This window comes from Allofournierella sp. CML151 (genome assembly GCF_027853465.1).
In the GTDB taxonomy this organism is placed as follows: domain Bacteria; phylum Bacillota; class Clostridia; order Oscillospirales; family Ruminococcaceae; genus Allofournierella.
In genome coordinates, this window is the sequence record NZ_JAPNNW010000026.1 from 1 (window position 1) to 15,566 (window position 15,566).

The following is a 15,566-nucleotide window of genomic DNA, read 5'->3' on the forward strand; positions in this document are numbered from 1 at the left end:
AACATCCGGAACCGCTCTATTCGGTTCCGGATGTTCTATTTTTTCATATGCTCCGAGGGAGGGCGCTGCACGAAAAAAGGAATAGACCCGTGCAAACTTAAAGGGTTTTGTACATCCAGACGTGCGGGCAGCCCTCGTCCAGAAAGTGTTCTCCGGCCTCGGTATAGCCGTACTTTTCATAGAAGGCTTTGACACGTACCTGGGCGGCGAGACAAAGGGTTTTTCCCTGCAAGGAGCGGACCAGCTGTTCTGCTTCCTGCAGCAACTGCCCGCCAAAGGAACGGCCGCGGAATTCTTTGCGAACGGCCACCCGGCCAATCACGTGGGAGTTTTTGCTGCTGTTCCAGTACACACGGCAGGTACCGGCGGGGGCTCCGTCTTCGAATAAAACGATATGCCGCGCGATCGGGTCGATCTCGTCGAACTCAACCGCAAAGCCCTGTTCCTCCACAAAGACCTCCTGGCGGATCTGTGCCGCCTCCCGCGGAAGTTTTGTATACTGCCTGCATGCCAACATGGTATCGCCTCCTGCCGGAACCCCGGCCTGTATTGTTTTACTAATGTACCATGAAGCAGCACAGCAATGCAAGAGAACGGGTTATGTCTGCGGTACAAGCATATCGGCAGGAACTTGACAAAAGCATATGTATCGGATATAAGTATATATAGATAATCTATATATGGGAGGCGAGCCAATGCCCATCGAGAAAAGCCTTTTAACCGGGAGCACCACTACACTGATCCTTAAGCTGCTGGAAGAGCGGGATATGTACGGTTATGAGATGATCGAAACGCTGGCAGAGCGTTCCGACCATACCTTTGATTTCAAGGCTGGGACCCTTTATCCCATTCTGCACACGCTGGAAAAGCAGGCACTGGTGGAATCTTACGAAGAGCGAGCCCCGCAGGACCGCATTCGCAAGTACTATCATCTGACGGAGGCAGGGCGTCTGCGTTTGCAGGAAAAGCAGCAGGAATGGACCAGCTTTGTTACCGCCATGGAAAAAATTTTGAAAGGTGGTGCCGCGCATGCTGCCCAATGACAGAATTGCAGAGTATTGCAGGCAGGCGGCGGAGCAGATTCGTTGGAGGCGGGCCCGCCCGGCAGTGATGTGGGAGCTGGAGCAGCACCTGCAGGACCAGCAGGAGACCTATATCAGGCAAGGCTATGAACAGGAGCAGGCGGCTCGAATGGCCATCGAGCAGATGGGCGATGCCCGGGAAGTAGGCCGGGCACTGGATCGGGCACACCGTCCGCAAACACCCTGGTTCCCGCTGATTGCCGTGATAGTTCTGCTGGCACTGGGAGCGGCGCTCCAGGTTGCTTTGACGCAGCAGATGATGCCGCTGGCTTCCTATGCAGTGGCGGCGGGCCTGTTTGCCCTTGGCTATTTCGGGGATATTTCCTGGCTGGGTAAGCATGCAATGGAGCTTTATCTGGGTGTTCTGATCATTGCGGCCGCATTGTTGATTGGGGCTGAACCGGTGGCAGGAACTGCGGTTTTTCACTTGGACCCCATTTCTCTGCATCTTTGCTATATGGCACTCCTGTTCCCGCTGGTTTACGGGTTGTTTCTTTACGGGATGAAGGGGCTGGGTATGCGTGGAATTCTGTTCAGTGTTTTGGGATATCTGCCGTTCGCGCTGATTCTTTGGCTGGTTCCTACTCTGTCCGGGCTGCTGATTTACAGTGCATCGGCAGGAGTCATGCTGGCTGCGGCCATTCGAAAAAACTGGTTTGGAGCAAAGCTGGGCCACCCTGGGCTGCAAATCGCTGCACCGGTGCTGCTTCCGGTCGGTGCGCTGGCTGTCGCATTGTTATCTGTGGGAGGTGCGCGCCTGCAGGTGTTTTTGAACCCCTGGCAGGATGCGGCGGACGCTGGCCTGGTCTATTGCCGCTTGCGGGATGCTGTTGCGAAGGCTGCGTTCTGGGGAGAGGGCAATGCCGACCTTTCGATGATTCCGGACCTTTCCGAAAATTACGCACTGCTGTATGGAATCCAGGAATTTGGTCTGGGGGCTTTTGCCGGATTGATGCTTCTGGTGCTGGCGTTCGGGACATTCTGTATCATCGGGGCGATGCGGCAGCGAAGCATGCTGGGAACGCTGCTGGTATTGGCTGCCGCACTCACCGTTACATTGCAGGCCTTTGTGTATGCCTACGCGAACCTGGGCTATGGGCTCTGGGATACGTTGTCCTTTCCGTTTTTGTCCCGTGGCAACACGGCCCTGCAGTTGGATGCACTTCTGGTGGGATTGATGCTGGGAGCAATGCGCACAGGCGCATGGATAGGGGACCCAAAACAGCCGCAGCGAACCGTACGTTTTTTGCGGATTGAACGCTGAACACCACCGCATAGAAAACGGTGAAAAACAGATAAGGCTGGCGTTTTCTCTGCTGCTTGAGAAAACGCCAGCCTTGTGTTATTCGGCAGAGGGAATGCATTCCCGCACAAGAGCCTCAAAGACCCGGGCAAATTCCGCATCCTGTTCCTTGGTTCGTTTGGCAGGTCCCTTGGGGTGCTTGCCTGCCCGCAGAAGCCTTTTGTTCTGCCACTGGCGGTCCAGCAAAAGGTCGATGTTGTCTGCCGTATATTCCAGTCCGTTCTGGTTGAGTACGCGGGCCCGGCGCGCCAGACACATGCTGGCAAGTCCGTAATCCTGGGTGATAACGATGTCTCCGGGGCGGACCCGATTGACCAGCGCGAAATCCACGCTGTCCGCGCCTTTGTCAAAGACCAGTGTCTGCGCGTCATCCCGCTGAATCTGGTGAGCGGTATCGCATAAAATCAGCACGGGAACCTGCAGTGAACGGCAGATGCGCAGGGTGCAGTCCACCACGGGGCAGCCGTCGGCATCAATCAAAACAGTGAGCATTGTTATTCCTCCCGGAAATATTACCGGCGAACCGGCGGTGGGGCTGTATACAGAGTAGTTGCTTTTTAGTATACCACAGGAAACGGCGATTTGAACTGGAGAAAAAATTGTGCTATCATGCGAAAGGAATAATGTGTTACGCTGTGCCACGCAAATCGGCGGCGTTTCTGGAATCGAGGAATCAAATCGCATGCAAACAACGGAATCAAAATGGAGTGAACCGGGTTATCTGACCTGTGAAAAAAGGTGGATTTATTTCGCACTGATCACGGTGGCAGGCTTTTGGGGTGCCTATACCTATCTGCTGCGGGGCAACGTCTTCTGTAACGCGCAGACCGGCAATGTGGTGCTCATGGGCCTTGCTCTGGGCGCGGGAAAATGGAAGGAAACGCTGTACTATGTGATCCCCATCTCGGCCTATCTGATGGGAGCGTTTCTGTCCGAGCTGGTGCCGAATCCGGTCAAACACCGGCTGGCCATCCGGTGGGATACACTGCTGATTCTGGTGGAGATGCTGACGGTGTTGTTCCTGGGCTTTTTGCCGGACTCTGCCCCGGTGCAGATCACTCAGGTAATCATCAATTTTGTGGCATCCATGCAATACAATACATTCCGCCAGGCGGAGGGGATTCCGGTCGCCACCACCTTTGCCACCAACCATATCCGGCAGATCGGCATCGGCCTTGCAAGGGAAGTGAAACGCCGGCATACCGGCGATCATTCTCATCGGGAAAAACTCTTTGTTCATCTGCGGATGCTGCTCTTTTTCTTCTCAGGTGCATCGGTGGGCAGTCTGTTTGCACACCGGATGGGCGGTCGTTCCATCTGGCTCACACTGATTCCCCTCGCAGTGGTTTTTGTGGCTCTGCTCAAGGCGGATCTGGGCGAAGAGAAGGACCGCATGGAACAAAAACCGGCCGGGCATTGACCGGATCAATAGCAAGAACCCCCCGGTATCTTATGCCGCGGGGGTTCTTGCTTTCAGCAGGGGAGGCTGCGTATTTACGCGCCGTATTCGCCGTACTCACAGCCTACGCTTCCAGCCTCCATCTCATCAATGAACTGCCACCGGCCCTGCCGTTTTTCATACAGGCGCACGGTACCAAAGCCGTTTCCGCAATTCCAGAGGCGTGTATGCCGCTTGAAGCCATCGGGGGATTCGTAACTGATGAGCAGCATTTCCTCCTTGTTGCATGCAATTTCCGCTTCCATTTTGGCGCGGAAAGTGGTCTGTGTGACCTTCCAAAGAATTTGGGTATCGGTTTCGGTACAATCAAAAAAGGTTCGGCTTCCGGTCCAGAACTTGCTGAAATTGAATTCATAATCCCGGCCCTCGTAATAGAACTGCCCCAGAAGCTTGCGGTTCAAAGCGAAACCGAATACCTTTAATTTTGCAAGGTTTTATCGATTCCGTCCATACCGGGCAGATGAATAATACACCGGCCACGGCACCTCAGATGCCGGCATCAATGTTCGCTGGCTCCAGCTCCACGATGCGATCCAAAGAGATCTGGGTACCATCGGTGAAAAACAGGAGTCGGGCGGTTGGCTCGAATGTTCGGATTTTCTTGACAGCGGTTACATACGCCCCGCCTGCTTTGCGTTCATCCGGCACAAAATACCGAAGCTGGACCGCGGGCCTCTGGTCCAGCTGACGAAGCAGCTGCTGCATGACCCGATCCAGCTCAGCCTTCCGGTCCTCGGTCAGTACAATCTGCGCTTCGGTCTGACGCGCGGTTTCGTCAATGGCTGCATCGTATCCCACAAGGGCTGCAAAGGGCGAGAACTGTGCCGCCCGGTCCTCCATGGGCATCCGGGGCCGGGTGAGGGAAACATGGTGAGGAAGATGCAGAATGTCCTCATAGTGGTTTGTCATGCCTTGTGGCCTCCGATCTGTGCATTGCGCTCCCGTGCGGTTGCGCCCTCTTCCAGGCTCATGCCCTTGAGAATGGCGTTTTTGCCAAACTTCTTTTTGATGGACATCATCGTCTGCTGCATACGGTGTTCCTTTTCCAATTCGGCCTGGCGCGCTTTTTCCTCCTGTTCCCGAGCGGAATAATCGGTGAACAAATCCAGCTGTTCCGGGCCACTGTCCTTTTTCACGGCCTGCGATTCCGGAATCACATGATTGGCCGAAAGACTCAGCTTGCGGACCAGAAGCTCCGGTGGAGCGATTCGGTCAAAAAGAGCAGTGGCGGCTTCCAGCAGCTGCTTGCCGGAGGAGGTATGCCCGCCCAGATTCTCACTGCCGTGACCGTGTTTTGGGACCTGGCGGCCGTAGTGGTCGGTCACCACCGGACCCTGGTAACGCTTGCGGCGGGCCGGGTCGGTCAGGTTTTCAATATCAAAGCCCACGGTAAGCACCAGCTGGTCAGTCACAAGACCTTTGTCCACCAGGTCAAGGGCCAGCTGCTCTGCCATTTCCCGAAGTACCAGCCTTGCCTTCTGATGCGGGTAGGGGCATTGCAGCACCTGCCCGGAGCCAAGGCTGTTGCTTTGAGGCTTATAAGCCTTGATAGCTGCAATGGTGCAGGGCTCCCAGCCCCAGGCGTGGTCGATCAAAAGCTCGGCATTTTTGCCGAACAGGCTGTAAAGCAGGTCCTCGTTTTGCACGGAGCAGCGGGCCACATCGCCCATGGTGAAGATGCCGCATCGCTCCAGCTTGCGAGCATATCCTGGGCCAACACGCCAGAAATCCGTGAGCGGGCGATGGCTCCAGAGCTTTTGCCGGTAGCTCAGCTCATCCAGCTCGGCAATGCGCACACCGTTTTCGTCCGGCTGGATGTGCTTCGCACCGATGTCCATTGCCACCTTACTCAGAAACAGATTGGGGCCAATGCCCGCGGTGGCGGTGATGCCGGTGGTTTGCAAAACATCCAGAATCATTTTCCGGGCAAGCTCCCGGGCAGAGAGACCGTAGGTGTCCAGATAGCCGGTCACATCCATAAAGACCTCATCAATGGAATACACCACGATATCCTCGGGCGCGATGTATTTCAGATAGATGTTGTAGATCCGGGTGCTGTACTCCATATAATAAGCCATGCGAGGCGGGGCGATGATGTAATCCACCGCCAGAGCAGGGCAAGCCTTCAGCTCGCTGGCAAAGCAGGAGTTTCCCGTCAGCTGGCGGCCCGGAGCCAGAAGACGACGCCGGGCATTTTCCGCATTCACATGCTGAATCACTTCAAACAGCCGGGCCCGGCCGGGAATGCCGTAGGCTTTCAGCGAGGGGGTCACAGCAAGGCAGATGGTCTTTTCCGTGCGGCTTTCGTCCGCCACCACCAGATTGGTGTTCATGGGGTCCAGTCCCCGCTCCCGGCATTCCACCGAAGCATAGAAGGATTTCAGATCGATTGCAATATAGGTGCGCGATTTCATGTGTGGAATGCCTCCTTTCCGGCAGCTTGCCGTGCTTTCTCAGCAAAATTATAACATAAAAGATAAAAAGGAGTGAAGCCGGGGCTCACTCCTTTTTCGGCAGTTCCAAATCAGTCCAGCCCTTCGCAGGGGTAGGCTACGCCCATCTGAGCACGAAGCTGGTCCATCAGCTCCATGATGTGGACGGTTTCTCGGTGGGGCATGGAGGGACATTCCGGTTTCCCTTCCCGGATGCACTGTGCGGCTTCCAGTACTTCGTATTCGTAGCCGGTGAGCTGAGCAGGGCAGGAGAGCTGCCGGATCAGCCGGTGGTCGGCGTCGTAAACCGAGATGCTTTGAGGATTGTTGATGTTCTCCACCACCAGATAGCCACGGTCACCATAAATGCAGCCGTTGCGGTCGGATGCCACAGTAACGCCTGCAGTCAGGTGCGCGGCCCGGCCATCCTTCCAGGTCAGAACAATCTGATCGGTCATGTCCACACCACGCTCGTTTTTGGTGCAGCTGGCCTGGGCCTCGTCGGCAGGGCCGAATACCATCTCGGCGAAATTCAAGGTATAAACGCCCACATCCAGCAGTGCGCCGCCTGCCAGTGCCGGGTCCACAATTCGCGGCCGGTCACTCACCGGGTAGCACAGGTTGGCAGTAATCAGACTGGGCGTACCAATCAGCCCTTCGCCCAGAACCTGCCGGATCATCTGACGCATGGGCTGGTATCGGGTCCAGATGGCCTCGGTTACCAGTACGCCCTGCGCTTCGGCATAGCGGAGTGCCTCCTCTGCCTGGCGGGCGTTTACGGTGAACGCCTTCTCGCACAGTACATGTTTGCCGTGGGCGGCACAAAGCTTAATGTGCTGATAGTGGTGAGAATGAGGCGTTGCAATATACACCAGATCCAGCGCCGGGTCGGCCAGCATCTCTTCATAAGAACCGAAGGCCTTCTGCACACCGTATTGAGCGGCAAAAGCCTGCGCACGGGGAAGATCCCGGGCTGATACGGCGTAAAGGGTAATGTCTTTACAGCCGGATTCGGCAAGCATTCGGACGGTTTGGGCCATAGTTCCGGCAATGGAACCGGCCCCCAGAATACCAAAATTCATAAAAACTCCCTCCCTGCGGGTAACTGTACACAATGGTTTCAGTATACCCGAAGGGAGGGGATTCTGTCAAAAATCAGGTTGCACCAGGGAAGGGATTATTCCACATCCTGCAGCGCCTGCACACCTTCTTCGCCGGTGCGGACCTTCACAACCTGATCCACACTGTAAACGAAGATCTTACCGTCGCCCACATGGCCAGTGTACAGCACCTTTTTGGCTGCTTCGATCACATCGGCCACAGGAATGTGAGCCACAACGACCTCTACTTTTACCTTGGGCAGAACGGTTACGTCCATCTCAACGCCGCGGTATTTCTCGCCGGCGCCCTTCTGGATGCCGCAGCCCATTACCTGGGTGACGGTCATGCCGGTCACGCCCAGATCGTTCAACGCATTCTTCAGCCGCTCGTAGCGGGACAGGCGAGCAATGATGACTACCTTGTGGATGCCGGTGTTCAGGTCGGTGCTCTTCACAACCGGAACGGCAGCCGCTTTCTGGGCCTCGCTGGCAACGTGATAGTCCGGGGTACCCAGATCGGTGTTCTCATTTTCTACCATGCCACCAGCGGTAGCGTCCATGATGCTGAAGCCTGCATAAGCGGAGGCCAGACCGTGCTCCTTGGAATCCAGGCCTTCGATCTCTTCTTCCTGACTGACCCGCAGACCGATGGTGTGGTCAATGATCTTGAAGACAATGAACATGGTAACAGCGGTCCAGATGCCAACGGCCGCAACGCCCAGCAGCTGGACGCCCAGCAGGCCAAAGCCGCCGCCGTAGAATACGCCGTCCAGGGTGGATTCGGGGGCTGTGCTGGTGGCGAAGAGGCCGACTGCAATGGTGCCCCAAACGCCGTTCATGAAATGGACCGCAACCGCGCCGACGGGATCATCTACGTGCAGAACGTAATCGCAGAACCAGACACCGAAGACTACCAGCAGACCCGCCACCAGGCCGATGATGAACGCACCGAAAGCGTCGGTCACATCACAGGAAGCGGTAATGGCTACCAGACCGGCCAGAGAAGCATTCAGACACATGGATACATCCGGCTTGCCGTAACGAACCCAGGTGAAGATCATGCAAGCCACGGTAGCCACCGCGGGTGCGATGGTGGTGGTCATAAAGATGGATGCCAGTTGGGGACCGGTGGTGGCGGCAGCGCCGTTGAAGCCGTACCAGCCGAACCAGAGGATAAAGCAGCCCAGTGCGCCGATCACCAGGTTGTGGCCGGGAAAGGCGTGTACCTTGGTGACCTTGCCGTTTTTATCACGGCTGAACTTGCCGATTCGTCCACCCAGCATGGCCGCACCGATCAGTGCGGTGAGGCCGCCGCAGAAGTGAATGGCACAGGAGCCGGCGAAATCGTGGAAGCCCAGGCGGCTCAGCCAGCCACCGCCCCAGATCCAGTGCGCCTCAATGGGGTAGATCACCGCCGAGATTACAGCGGAGTACACGCAATAGGCAAGAAATTTGGTGCGCTCTGCCATTGCACCGGAAACGATGGTCGCCGCAGTGGCACAGAATACCAGGTTAAATACGAAGTTGGACCAATCGAAGTTGGCATAGTCAGTGAAGATTCCCAGGGTGGGCAGCCCCATAAAACCGCCCAGGGCATCCTCGCCCAGCAAGAGGCCGAAGCCCAGGAAGATGAACACCACCGTACCGATGCAAAAATCCATCAGGTTTTTCATGATGATGTTGCCTGCGTTCTTAGCGCGGGTGAAGCCGGTCTCCACCATGGCAAAGCCGGCCTGCATCCAGAATACCAGAGCCGCGCCGATCAAAAACCAGATTCCGAAAACCTGGTCGTTCACGCTCTGCGTGATCATGGTTATAAGTTCCTGCGTCATAACTTTCCCTCCTCAAACTCATTGCGGGCAAAACAAAAACGGCGTGCTGCGCGGTCAGGCTCCAAAACCGCGCAGCACGCCGTTGTGCTGCCTGCAGGGTGTGTGTCCACCGTGCCGGAAACGGCAAGTAGGCGAATAAAACGACAAAGGCGCTTTGCGGGGATTCTGTTCCCTTCAAAGCGCCTTTGCTGCCCTTATTCTAGTCCTGGAAAATGGGAAAGTCAAGAGATAATTTAAAAGAATAATGCATAGAAGCGATAAAGTGGTGAATTGAATAAAATGTATCCACCAGAGAGGAGTGGCCTTGTGAAACCGGCCGATGAAGGTTACGGTTCAGCAGCGCACAGCAACCTTGATGACCCCGTCCCGCCGGTGTTCAAACAAGTCGTAGGCAGCCTCGATGTCCGCCAGGGGATAGGTGTGAGTGATGAGCGGAGTGGTATCCAGCTTGCCCTGTGCGATCAGCTCCAGAGTTTCATGACAGTTGCAGCCGTCCACACCACCGGTTTTGAAGATCAGATTTTTGCCGTACATATCCGGCAGCGGCAGCGTCTGCGGCCCGTCATAGAGCGCTACAATGGTCACAATGGCGTTGGGCCGGGCACATTCCCAGGCAAGGCGGAAGGTTTCCGGCGCTCCGGCTACCTCCAGAACCACATCTGCGCCGCCGTGGTCGCTGTTTGCCTGCACGAATTCCGGCAGATTTTCGGGCTCGGCAGTGAGCACATCGGGATAATGCTCCCTGACAAAAGCCAGGCGTGCCGGGTCAATGTCGCACAGAATGACCCGCTTCGGATTTGCCAGTAAAACGCACTGCAGGGTACAAAGTCCAGTGGGGCCGCCACCCAGAATCAGGACGGTATCCTCTGGCTTAATCTCAGAGATCTGCGCCGCCCAATAGCCGGTGGCCAGCACATCCCCCACAAAGAGCGCTTGTTCATCGGTCACATTGTCCGGAATACGGTCCAGCCCCTGGTCTGCAAAGGGCACCCGTACATATTCCGCCTGACCACCGTCAATGCGGCAGCCCAGCGCCCAGCCGCCATTGGGGTCGGTGCAATTGTTGACCCAGCCGTTTTGGCAGAAAAAGCACTCGCCGCAGAAGGTCTCCACGTTCACGGTCACCCGGTCACCGGCGTGCACCTTGGTTACGGCGGACCCCACCTGCTCTACGATTCCCACCATCTCATGACCCACGGTGATACCCGGCACCGCCCGGGGCACCGAGCCGTGCTTGATGTGCAGGTCGCTGGTACAGATGCTGCAAAGAGTCACCTTTACAATGGCGTCACGGTCACTCTGCAGCTGCGGCAGCGGCTTTTCCTTCAGTTCAAATACGCCGGGGCGCACATAAGTATAAGCCAGCATGTAAAACACTCCTTTTCTTTGCAGGAAGAAATCTGAATATCTTGTTACCAGTTTACACCGGAATGCGGATTTTTTCCATACCTGTCAGAGTCGGCAAACCGCAGCTCCACGCAGCGTAGGTTGTTGTAGCCGGGGCGGTTTGCTATAATGAACCCTGCAAACAGAACGAAACAAGGAGAGCGAATATGGACGCATACGTAACCGGAGCCACCATCCGAAAACTGAGGGAAGCCAAAAAACTCACGCAGACACAGCTGGCTGAAAAACTGGATGTGAGCGACAAAGCAATATCAAAATGGGAAACCGGAAAAGGACTGCCGGATATCACATTGATCGAGCCCCTTGCGGCAGCATTGGGGGTCAGCCTGATGGAGCTGCTTTCCGGAGATAAAATCAGCAACCACAACCGAGCGGCGAATATGATGCGCACGGTGTTCTATGTCTGCCCTGTTTGCGGCAACGTGATTCCTGCCGCCGGGCAGGCGGCCATCAGTTGCTGTGGCATCCCGCTGCCGCAGCTTGAGCCGGAAGAAATGAACGGGGAACATATGGTGCAGATCGAATCTGTGGAAGATGAGCAGTTCATCACGTTGGATCATCCCATGAGCAAGACCCATTTTATTTCTTTTATTGCATGGATCTCCGGCGACCGGGTGGAGCTGGTCAAGCTGTATCCGGAAGGGAACGCCCAGTGCCGGCTGCACATGAGAGGACATGGATATCTGTATTTGTACTGCAACCGGCATGGGTTATTGCGCAAACGGCTGTGACAGCTTACCTGAGGGCAGAGCCCTTTCACAAAAAGCAGGGGATGGCATATAGTGGGATAACCAACACCAAAGTGTGGGGAATTCACATCACGGAGGTAATGAACCATGTCTATGCCGAGCATTGCACGCAATCCTGATCCCGTTACCATGCACCAGGCGATCACCGACCTGCTGGAAAGCATCGCTCTGGAGGAAACCGCCATGAGCCATATTCTGAACGCCGAGGGCGAGAAGCTGCAGAAAGCCATCGCCATGGAGGACATTGACTTCTGTCAGCTGATGGAGGTCAATGAGTCGGTGGCCAATATGGTCAACGTAATCGGCGGCCTGGAGAATATTCTGAAGGATAAGCTGGAATTCGTGGCCAACAACCTGTATTACCCCAATTGCGGCTGCGACGATGGCTGTAACAACAACTGTGGCTGCTGCTGAGTCGTAAGTTTTCCCGCGCCGGGTGTTCAGAGCCCGGCGCGGGATTTTTTTGCATAAATTTGAAAAACAGGTGTTGACAAGCGGCACAAAATCCGGTATGATATACAAGCGCGGTTGACGCGCACTGAAATACAGATGGAAAGATGGCTGAGCTGGTCTAAGGCGCACGACTGGAAATCGTGTGTGGGCCATAAACCCACCGAGGGTTCGAATCCCTCTCTTTCCGCCAGAAAATCCGTAGGCTGAGAGGCTTACGGATTTTTTTTTTTTGAAAAAAGTTAACCGGGGATTCGAACCCGAAAGGGTGATTGCCGTGAAGAAAACCTGCCGGTGGCAGGTTTTTAGGCGATCTGCGCGCCGGGGCTATGCTCCAAGTGCGGGAAGCTTTGCGCAGCAAAGATTTCCAAATCCCTCTCTTTCCGCCAGAAAAATCCGTAAGCTGAAAGGCTTGCGGATTTTTTCATTTGAAACAAAACACATGAACGACATATATGAAAATATCCCCCGGCGGTAAGGCCGGGGGATATTTAAAAGGCGGAGATTACTTCTCAGCGATGGCTTCGATCTCGCACAGTGCGCCCTTGGGCAGGTCCTTCACGGCCACGCAGCTACGGGCGGGCTTGGAGGTGAAGTACTTGGCGTACACTTCGTTGAAGGCGGCAAAGTCGCTCATGTTGGCCAGGAAGCAGGTGGTCTTCACGACCTTGTCCAGGCCGGAACCGGCAGCCTCCAGAATGGCGCCAACGTTCTTGCAGCTCCACTCAGCCTGAGCAGCGATGCCTTCGGGCATGGTGCCGGTAGCGGGGTCAACAGGCAGCTGGCCGGAGGTGATCACCAGATCACCCACAACAAAACCCTGAGAGTAGGGGCCAATGGCGCCGGGAGCGTTTTTGGTATCAATGATAGTCATGATAGAAGTCCTCCTTGGATCAAATCTTAGGGCAGTCCATTATGTGAAAAACACAATAATGAAGCTGCTTAACTACGTCTATAACTATAGCAACTTTGCAGTCAAAAAGCAATAGGTTTTGAGGCCGGTTCCGATTAAGCGGCTTCGCCCTTTGCCTTCACGGCCTTTACCAGCCAGTCCTTGCCCTCGACCATACGGGCTACCATCATGGAAGCGATGGTATCGCCGGAGGCGTTCAGGCAGGTGGCAGCGGGGTCAAACAGGAAGCCCAAGGTGGCGATCAGGGGGAAGGCCTCGGCGGGGAAGCCGAACATGCTTACGATGAGCATCTCGCCAACCAGGCCGCCGCCGGGAGCACCGGACAGAACGAATGCGGACAGAATCGCAACCACAATGGCCATGGCATAGGTGCTCACGCCGGTGAAAGACATGTTGAACACGCCGAACAGGAAGGCGATTTTTGTAATGGAGCTCAGCACAGAGCCATCCATATGCATGGTGCAGCCCATGGGCAGGACCAGGTCGCTTACGTCCTTGGGAACGCCGATCTTATCGCAGGTTTCTTTGTTAACGGGCAGAGTTGCGGCAGAGCTCTGGGTGGCAAAGGCAGTCACAGCGGGGGTGAAGATGTATTTCAGCATCCGTTTTACACCCAGCTTACCGGCGGCAAAGAAAGCATACAGGGGGAAGAATACCACCACATACAGCAGGCACAGGGGGTAGTAAACCACCATGGAACGGCCGTAGTCGCCGATGATCTGGGGGCCGTACTCGGCTACCAGGTTGGCAAAATAGGCACCCAGACCGATGGGGGCAATGGCCATGATCAGGCCGATGAACTTCATGATGACTTCATTCAGGTTGGCCAGCAGCTTGCCCACCGGGCTTTCATCGCCGCCGCAGGCGGAAACACAGAAGCCAAACAGAATAGCAAAGATGATCAGCGGCAGCATGTGATCCTTGCTCAGCAGGCCGGAGAAATCATCCACGGTGAGAGAACCGACGATCATATCGCTCACGCTCTGCATTTCACCCATTTCGCTGGTGCCCATCTGAATGTTGGTTCCGGCGGAGGGGCTGAACAGATTGACCCATACCAGAACGCAGACGCCGGCAATGGCACCGGTGGCCAGGAAGCTGAAGATAGTGCTGCCCAGAATTTTGCCCAGACGCTTCATGTTGGCCATGCTGCCAACGGCGGAAGCGATGGATACAAATACCAACGGTACAACGATGGTGAACATCAGGTTCAAAAAGATCTGGCCCACAGGCTTCAGAGCCTGACCCAGGCTGGGGGAGACCACGCCGATGATGGAACCGATGCCGATGCCGCCCAGCAGCAGGATGGGAAGTTTGTACTGCTGCCACAAGGACGCTTTCTTGGTGGTAGTGTTAGACATGATGATTCTCCTTTTCCTTTATCGTCCCGTCCGCACGGAACGTTGTTACGGGTTATAATGCCTTCACGGCCTCTTCCAGCTGCTTCATGGCCTGTTCCAGAACCTTGCGGGAGCAGGCGGCGTTCAAACGCATGAAACCGTTCAGGCTTCGGCCGAAGCTCCAGCCCTCGTTCAGGCCAAGACCTGCTTTTTCAATCATGAAGCGGCGCAGTTCTTCGTTCGTCATGCCCAGCTCCCGGCAATCCAGCCAGACCAGATAAGTGGCGTCCGGCAGATTGGGTTTGATCTGGGGAATGTGAGCGGCGCAGTAATCCCGAATGAAGTTGAAGTTGCCGTCGATGTACTCCAGCAGCTGATCCAGCCATTCCTCGCCTTCATTGAATGCGGCCTCCATGGCGGTCAGACTGAAGGCGTTGTTTCGATGGATGTCCATGTTCATCCAGGCTTTGTCATACAGCTCCTTCATCCGCATGTTGGGGAATACGGTGGTGGAGGCCTGCAGGCCCGCCAGGTTGAAGGTTTTGGTGCCGGAGATGCAGCTGATCACTTCACCGGCCACCTGCTCAGACAGGCTGGCGGTGGGGATATGGGTCTTGCCGTGGAAGATCAGGTCGGAATGAATCTCGTCGGAAACCATCAGCACGCTGTATTTGCGGCACAGGTCGGTCATACGGGTCAGTTCTTCGCAGGTCCATACGATACCCAGGGGATTGTGAGGACTGCACAGCAGGAACATGCTCACCTGGGGCAGCTTGGACTCAAAGTCTTCCCAGTCCACGGTCCACTTGCCGTCCTTTTCCACCAGTTGATTCTCCACCACGGTGCGGTTCCAGGCTTCGGTCACGTCGTAGAACTCACCGTAAACAGGGGTCTGGATCAGCACCTTGCTGCCTTCCGGAGTGAACAGCTTTACCAGCATGCTCAGTGCGGGCACAACGCCCAGGCTCCAGCTCACCAGGCTGCGGTCGATGGTCCAGCCATGGCGGCGCTGCTGCCAGTTGCAGATGGCCTCAAAGTAACTGGCCGGACGGCTGGTGTAACCCCAGATACCTTCCTGGGCTCGGGCTGTCAGGGCATCAATTACCGGCTGGGGCGACTTGAAGTCCATATCCGCAATCCACAGGGGAATTACCTTGTCGGTGCCGAATTTCTTGATTCGTTCATCGTACTTGGCGGCATTGTTTTTGCTGCGGTCCACAACGGTGTCAAAATCGTATTTCATAAAATCGGTTCCTGCCTTTCTGTTTGGGCACTCGGCCACGTTTCTCTGACCAGATTATAGCAAGGGGCGTGCCAAAAGCGAAAATGTGGGCAGGGTTACCAGCTATTTTGGCGTTTTAACAGTTTTAGACGGATACTTTGCAGCAGGTTGACGGCGGATTTCACGCAATGGGGAATTGTTTGGGAATAAGAAAAACGGGCCGGTCCGCAGAAAGCATCACGCGGTACCGGCCTGTTCCTTATATAAAAGGGAATCG

At 55.6% G+C, this 15,566-nt stretch carries 17 protein-coding genes and 1 tRNA gene; 7 read left to right on the forward strand and 11 right to left on the reverse strand.

The features are described from left to right. Positions 1-97: 97 nt before the first annotated feature. Positions 98-451 (reverse strand): GNAT family N-acetyltransferase, encoded by a 354-nt coding sequence (locus PH256_RS13855; protein WP_270914642.1) that lies wholly within the window; start codon positions 449-451, stop codon positions 98-100. 244 nt (positions 452-695) lie between these two features. On the opposite strand from PH256_RS13855, the gene PH256_RS13860 reads away from it, so the two are divergent. Both PH256_RS13860 and PH256_RS13865 read left to right on the forward strand, forming a co-directional pair. Then, positions 696-1,043, forward strand: a complete 348-nt coding sequence (locus PH256_RS13860) for a PadR family transcriptional regulator (protein ID WP_270914643.1) — start codon at positions 696-698, stop codon at positions 1,041-1,043. Further along, on the forward strand, positions 1,030-2,346 hold the full coding sequence (locus tag PH256_RS13865) for a permease prefix domain 1-containing protein (protein ID WP_270914644.1): 1,317 nt from the start codon (positions 1,030-1,032) through the stop codon (positions 2,344-2,346). The genes PH256_RS13860 and PH256_RS13865 overlap by 14 nt, the downstream gene beginning before the upstream one ends. Positions 2,347-2,424: 78 nt before the next feature. On the opposite strand, the gene PH256_RS13870 is transcribed toward PH256_RS13865, so the two are convergent. Beyond that, positions 2,425-2,877, reverse strand: a complete 453-nt coding sequence (locus tag PH256_RS13870; protein ID WP_270914645.1) for a YaiI/YqxD family protein — start codon at positions 2,875-2,877, stop codon at positions 2,425-2,427. 190 nt (positions 2,878-3,067) lie between these two features. Here PH256_RS13870 and PH256_RS13875 point away from each other — a divergent pair, with 190 nt between their 5' ends. Further along, positions 3,068-3,805, forward strand: a complete 738-nt coding sequence (locus tag PH256_RS13875; RefSeq protein ID WP_270914646.1) for a YoaK family protein — start codon at positions 3,068-3,070, stop codon at positions 3,803-3,805. A gap of 74 nt (positions 3,806-3,879) precedes the next feature. Here the strand turns inward: PH256_RS13875 and PH256_RS13880 are convergent, their stop codons facing one another. The 6 genes from PH256_RS13880 to PH256_RS13905 form a co-directional block, all read right to left on the reverse strand. Continuing rightward, positions 3,880-4,245, reverse strand: coding sequence for a hypothetical protein (locus PH256_RS13880; protein WP_270914647.1), 366 nt, complete (start codon positions 4,243-4,245; stop codon positions 3,880-3,882). Positions 4,246-4,330: 85 nt separating this feature from the next. Continuing rightward, positions 4,331-4,753, reverse strand: a complete 423-nt coding sequence (locus tag PH256_RS13885; protein ID WP_270914648.1) for a hypothetical protein — start codon at positions 4,751-4,753, stop codon at positions 4,331-4,333. Beyond that, on the reverse strand, positions 4,750-6,258 hold the full coding sequence (locus PH256_RS13890; protein WP_270914649.1) for a Y-family DNA polymerase: 1,509 nt from the start codon (positions 6,256-6,258) through the stop codon (positions 4,750-4,752). The genes PH256_RS13885 and PH256_RS13890 overlap by 4 nt, the downstream gene beginning before the upstream one ends. A gap of 110 nt (positions 6,259-6,368) precedes the next feature. Continuing rightward, positions 6,369-7,358, reverse strand: coding sequence for a Gfo/Idh/MocA family protein (locus tag PH256_RS13895; protein WP_270914650.1), 990 nt, complete (start codon positions 7,356-7,358; stop codon positions 6,369-6,371). Between the two features lie 95 nt (positions 7,359-7,453). Further along, positions 7,454-9,208 (reverse strand): ammonium transporter, encoded by a 1,755-nt coding sequence (locus PH256_RS13900; RefSeq protein WP_270914651.1) that lies wholly within the window; start codon positions 9,206-9,208, stop codon positions 7,454-7,456. 333 nt (positions 9,209-9,541) lie between these two features. Beyond that, complete coding sequence (locus tag PH256_RS13905; RefSeq protein ID WP_270914652.1) at positions 9,542-10,576, reverse strand: alcohol dehydrogenase; 1,035 nt, start codon at positions 10,574-10,576, stop codon at positions 9,542-9,544. A 185-nt stretch (positions 10,577-10,761) separates the two neighbouring features. Between PH256_RS13905 and PH256_RS13910 the strand changes: the two genes are divergently transcribed. From PH256_RS13910 to PH256_RS13925, 4 genes are all read left to right on the forward strand, one after another. Continuing rightward, positions 10,762-11,346: a helix-turn-helix domain-containing protein gene (locus PH256_RS13910; RefSeq protein ID WP_270914653.1), complete on the forward strand. Its 585-nt coding sequence runs from the start codon at positions 10,762-10,764 to the stop codon at positions 11,344-11,346. Positions 11,347-11,451: 105 nt separating this feature from the next. Then, positions 11,452-11,778, forward strand: coding sequence for a hypothetical protein (locus PH256_RS13915; protein WP_087185482.1), 327 nt, complete (start codon positions 11,452-11,454; stop codon positions 11,776-11,778). A 137-nt stretch (positions 11,779-11,915) separates the two neighbouring features. Next, a tRNA-Ser gene (locus tag PH256_RS13920) sits at positions 11,916-12,007 on the forward strand. A 39-nt stretch (positions 12,008-12,046) separates the two neighbouring features. After that, positions 12,047-12,292, forward strand: a complete 246-nt coding sequence (locus tag PH256_RS13925; RefSeq protein WP_270914654.1) for a hypothetical protein — start codon at positions 12,047-12,049, stop codon at positions 12,290-12,292. Between the two features lie 27 nt (positions 12,293-12,319). Here PH256_RS13925 and PH256_RS13930 read toward each other — a convergent pair whose 3' ends face one another. From PH256_RS13930 to PH256_RS13940, 3 genes are all read right to left on the reverse strand, one after another. Then, on the reverse strand, positions 12,320-12,688 hold the full coding sequence (locus PH256_RS13930; RefSeq protein ID WP_058963076.1) for a RidA family protein: 369 nt from the start codon (positions 12,686-12,688) through the stop codon (positions 12,320-12,322). A gap of 134 nt (positions 12,689-12,822) precedes the next feature. Continuing rightward, the gene (locus tag PH256_RS13935) at positions 12,823-14,088 is read right to left on the reverse strand and encodes a dicarboxylate/amino acid:cation symporter (RefSeq protein WP_270914655.1); all 1,266 of its coding nucleotides are present in this window, start codon (positions 14,086-14,088) and stop codon (positions 12,823-12,825) included. A 52-nt stretch (positions 14,089-14,140) separates the two neighbouring features. Next, entirely contained in the window at positions 14,141-15,310 is a 1,170-nt protein-coding gene (locus PH256_RS13940) for a MalY/PatB family protein (RefSeq protein WP_270914656.1), read from the reverse strand. Between the last annotated feature and the right edge of the window lie 256 nt (positions 15,311-15,566).

Coding starts and splice junctions, on each gene's coding strand:
- PH256_RS13935 (WP_270914655.1), bottom strand. CDS start 14,088: ATGTCTAACACTACCACCAAGAAAGCGTCCTTGTGGCAGCAGTACAAA.
- PH256_RS13910 (WP_270914653.1), top strand. CDS start 10,762: ATGGACGCATACGTAACCGGAGCCACCATCCGAAAACTGAGGGAAGCC.
- PH256_RS13865 (WP_270914644.1), top strand. CDS start 1,030: ATGCTGCCCAATGACAGAATTGCAGAGTATTGCAGGCAGGCGGCGGAG.
- PH256_RS13900 (WP_270914651.1), bottom strand. CDS start 9,208: ATGACGCAGGAACTTATAACCATGATCACGCAGAGCGTGAACGACCAG.
- PH256_RS13890 (WP_270914649.1), bottom strand. CDS start 6,258: ATGAAATCGCGCACCTATATTGCAATCGATCTGAAATCCTTCTATGCT.
- PH256_RS13905 (WP_270914652.1), bottom strand. CDS start 10,576: ATGCTGGCTTATACTTATGTGCGCCCCGGCGTATTTGAACTGAAGGAA.
- PH256_RS13860 (WP_270914643.1), top strand. CDS start 696: ATGCCCATCGAGAAAAGCCTTTTAACCGGGAGCACCACTACACTGATC.
- PH256_RS13870 (WP_270914645.1), bottom strand. CDS start 2,877: ATGCTCACTGTTTTGATTGATGCCGACGGCTGCCCCGTGGTGGACTGC.
- PH256_RS13885 (WP_270914648.1), bottom strand. CDS start 4,753: ATGACAAACCACTATGAGGACATTCTGCATCTTCCTCACCATGTTTCC.
- PH256_RS13940 (WP_270914656.1), bottom strand. CDS start 15,310: ATGAAATACGATTTTGACACCGTTGTGGACCGCAGCAAAAACAATGCC.
- PH256_RS13915 (WP_087185482.1), top strand. CDS start 11,452: ATGTCTATGCCGAGCATTGCACGCAATCCTGATCCCGTTACCATGCAC.
- PH256_RS13895 (WP_270914650.1), bottom strand. CDS start 7,358: ATGAATTTTGGTATTCTGGGGGCCGGTTCCATTGCCGGAACTATGGCC.
- PH256_RS13930 (WP_058963076.1), bottom strand. CDS start 12,688: ATGACTATCATTGATACCAAAAACGCTCCCGGCGCCATTGGCCCCTAC.
- PH256_RS13875 (WP_270914646.1), top strand. CDS start 3,068: ATGCAAACAACGGAATCAAAATGGAGTGAACCGGGTTATCTGACCTGT.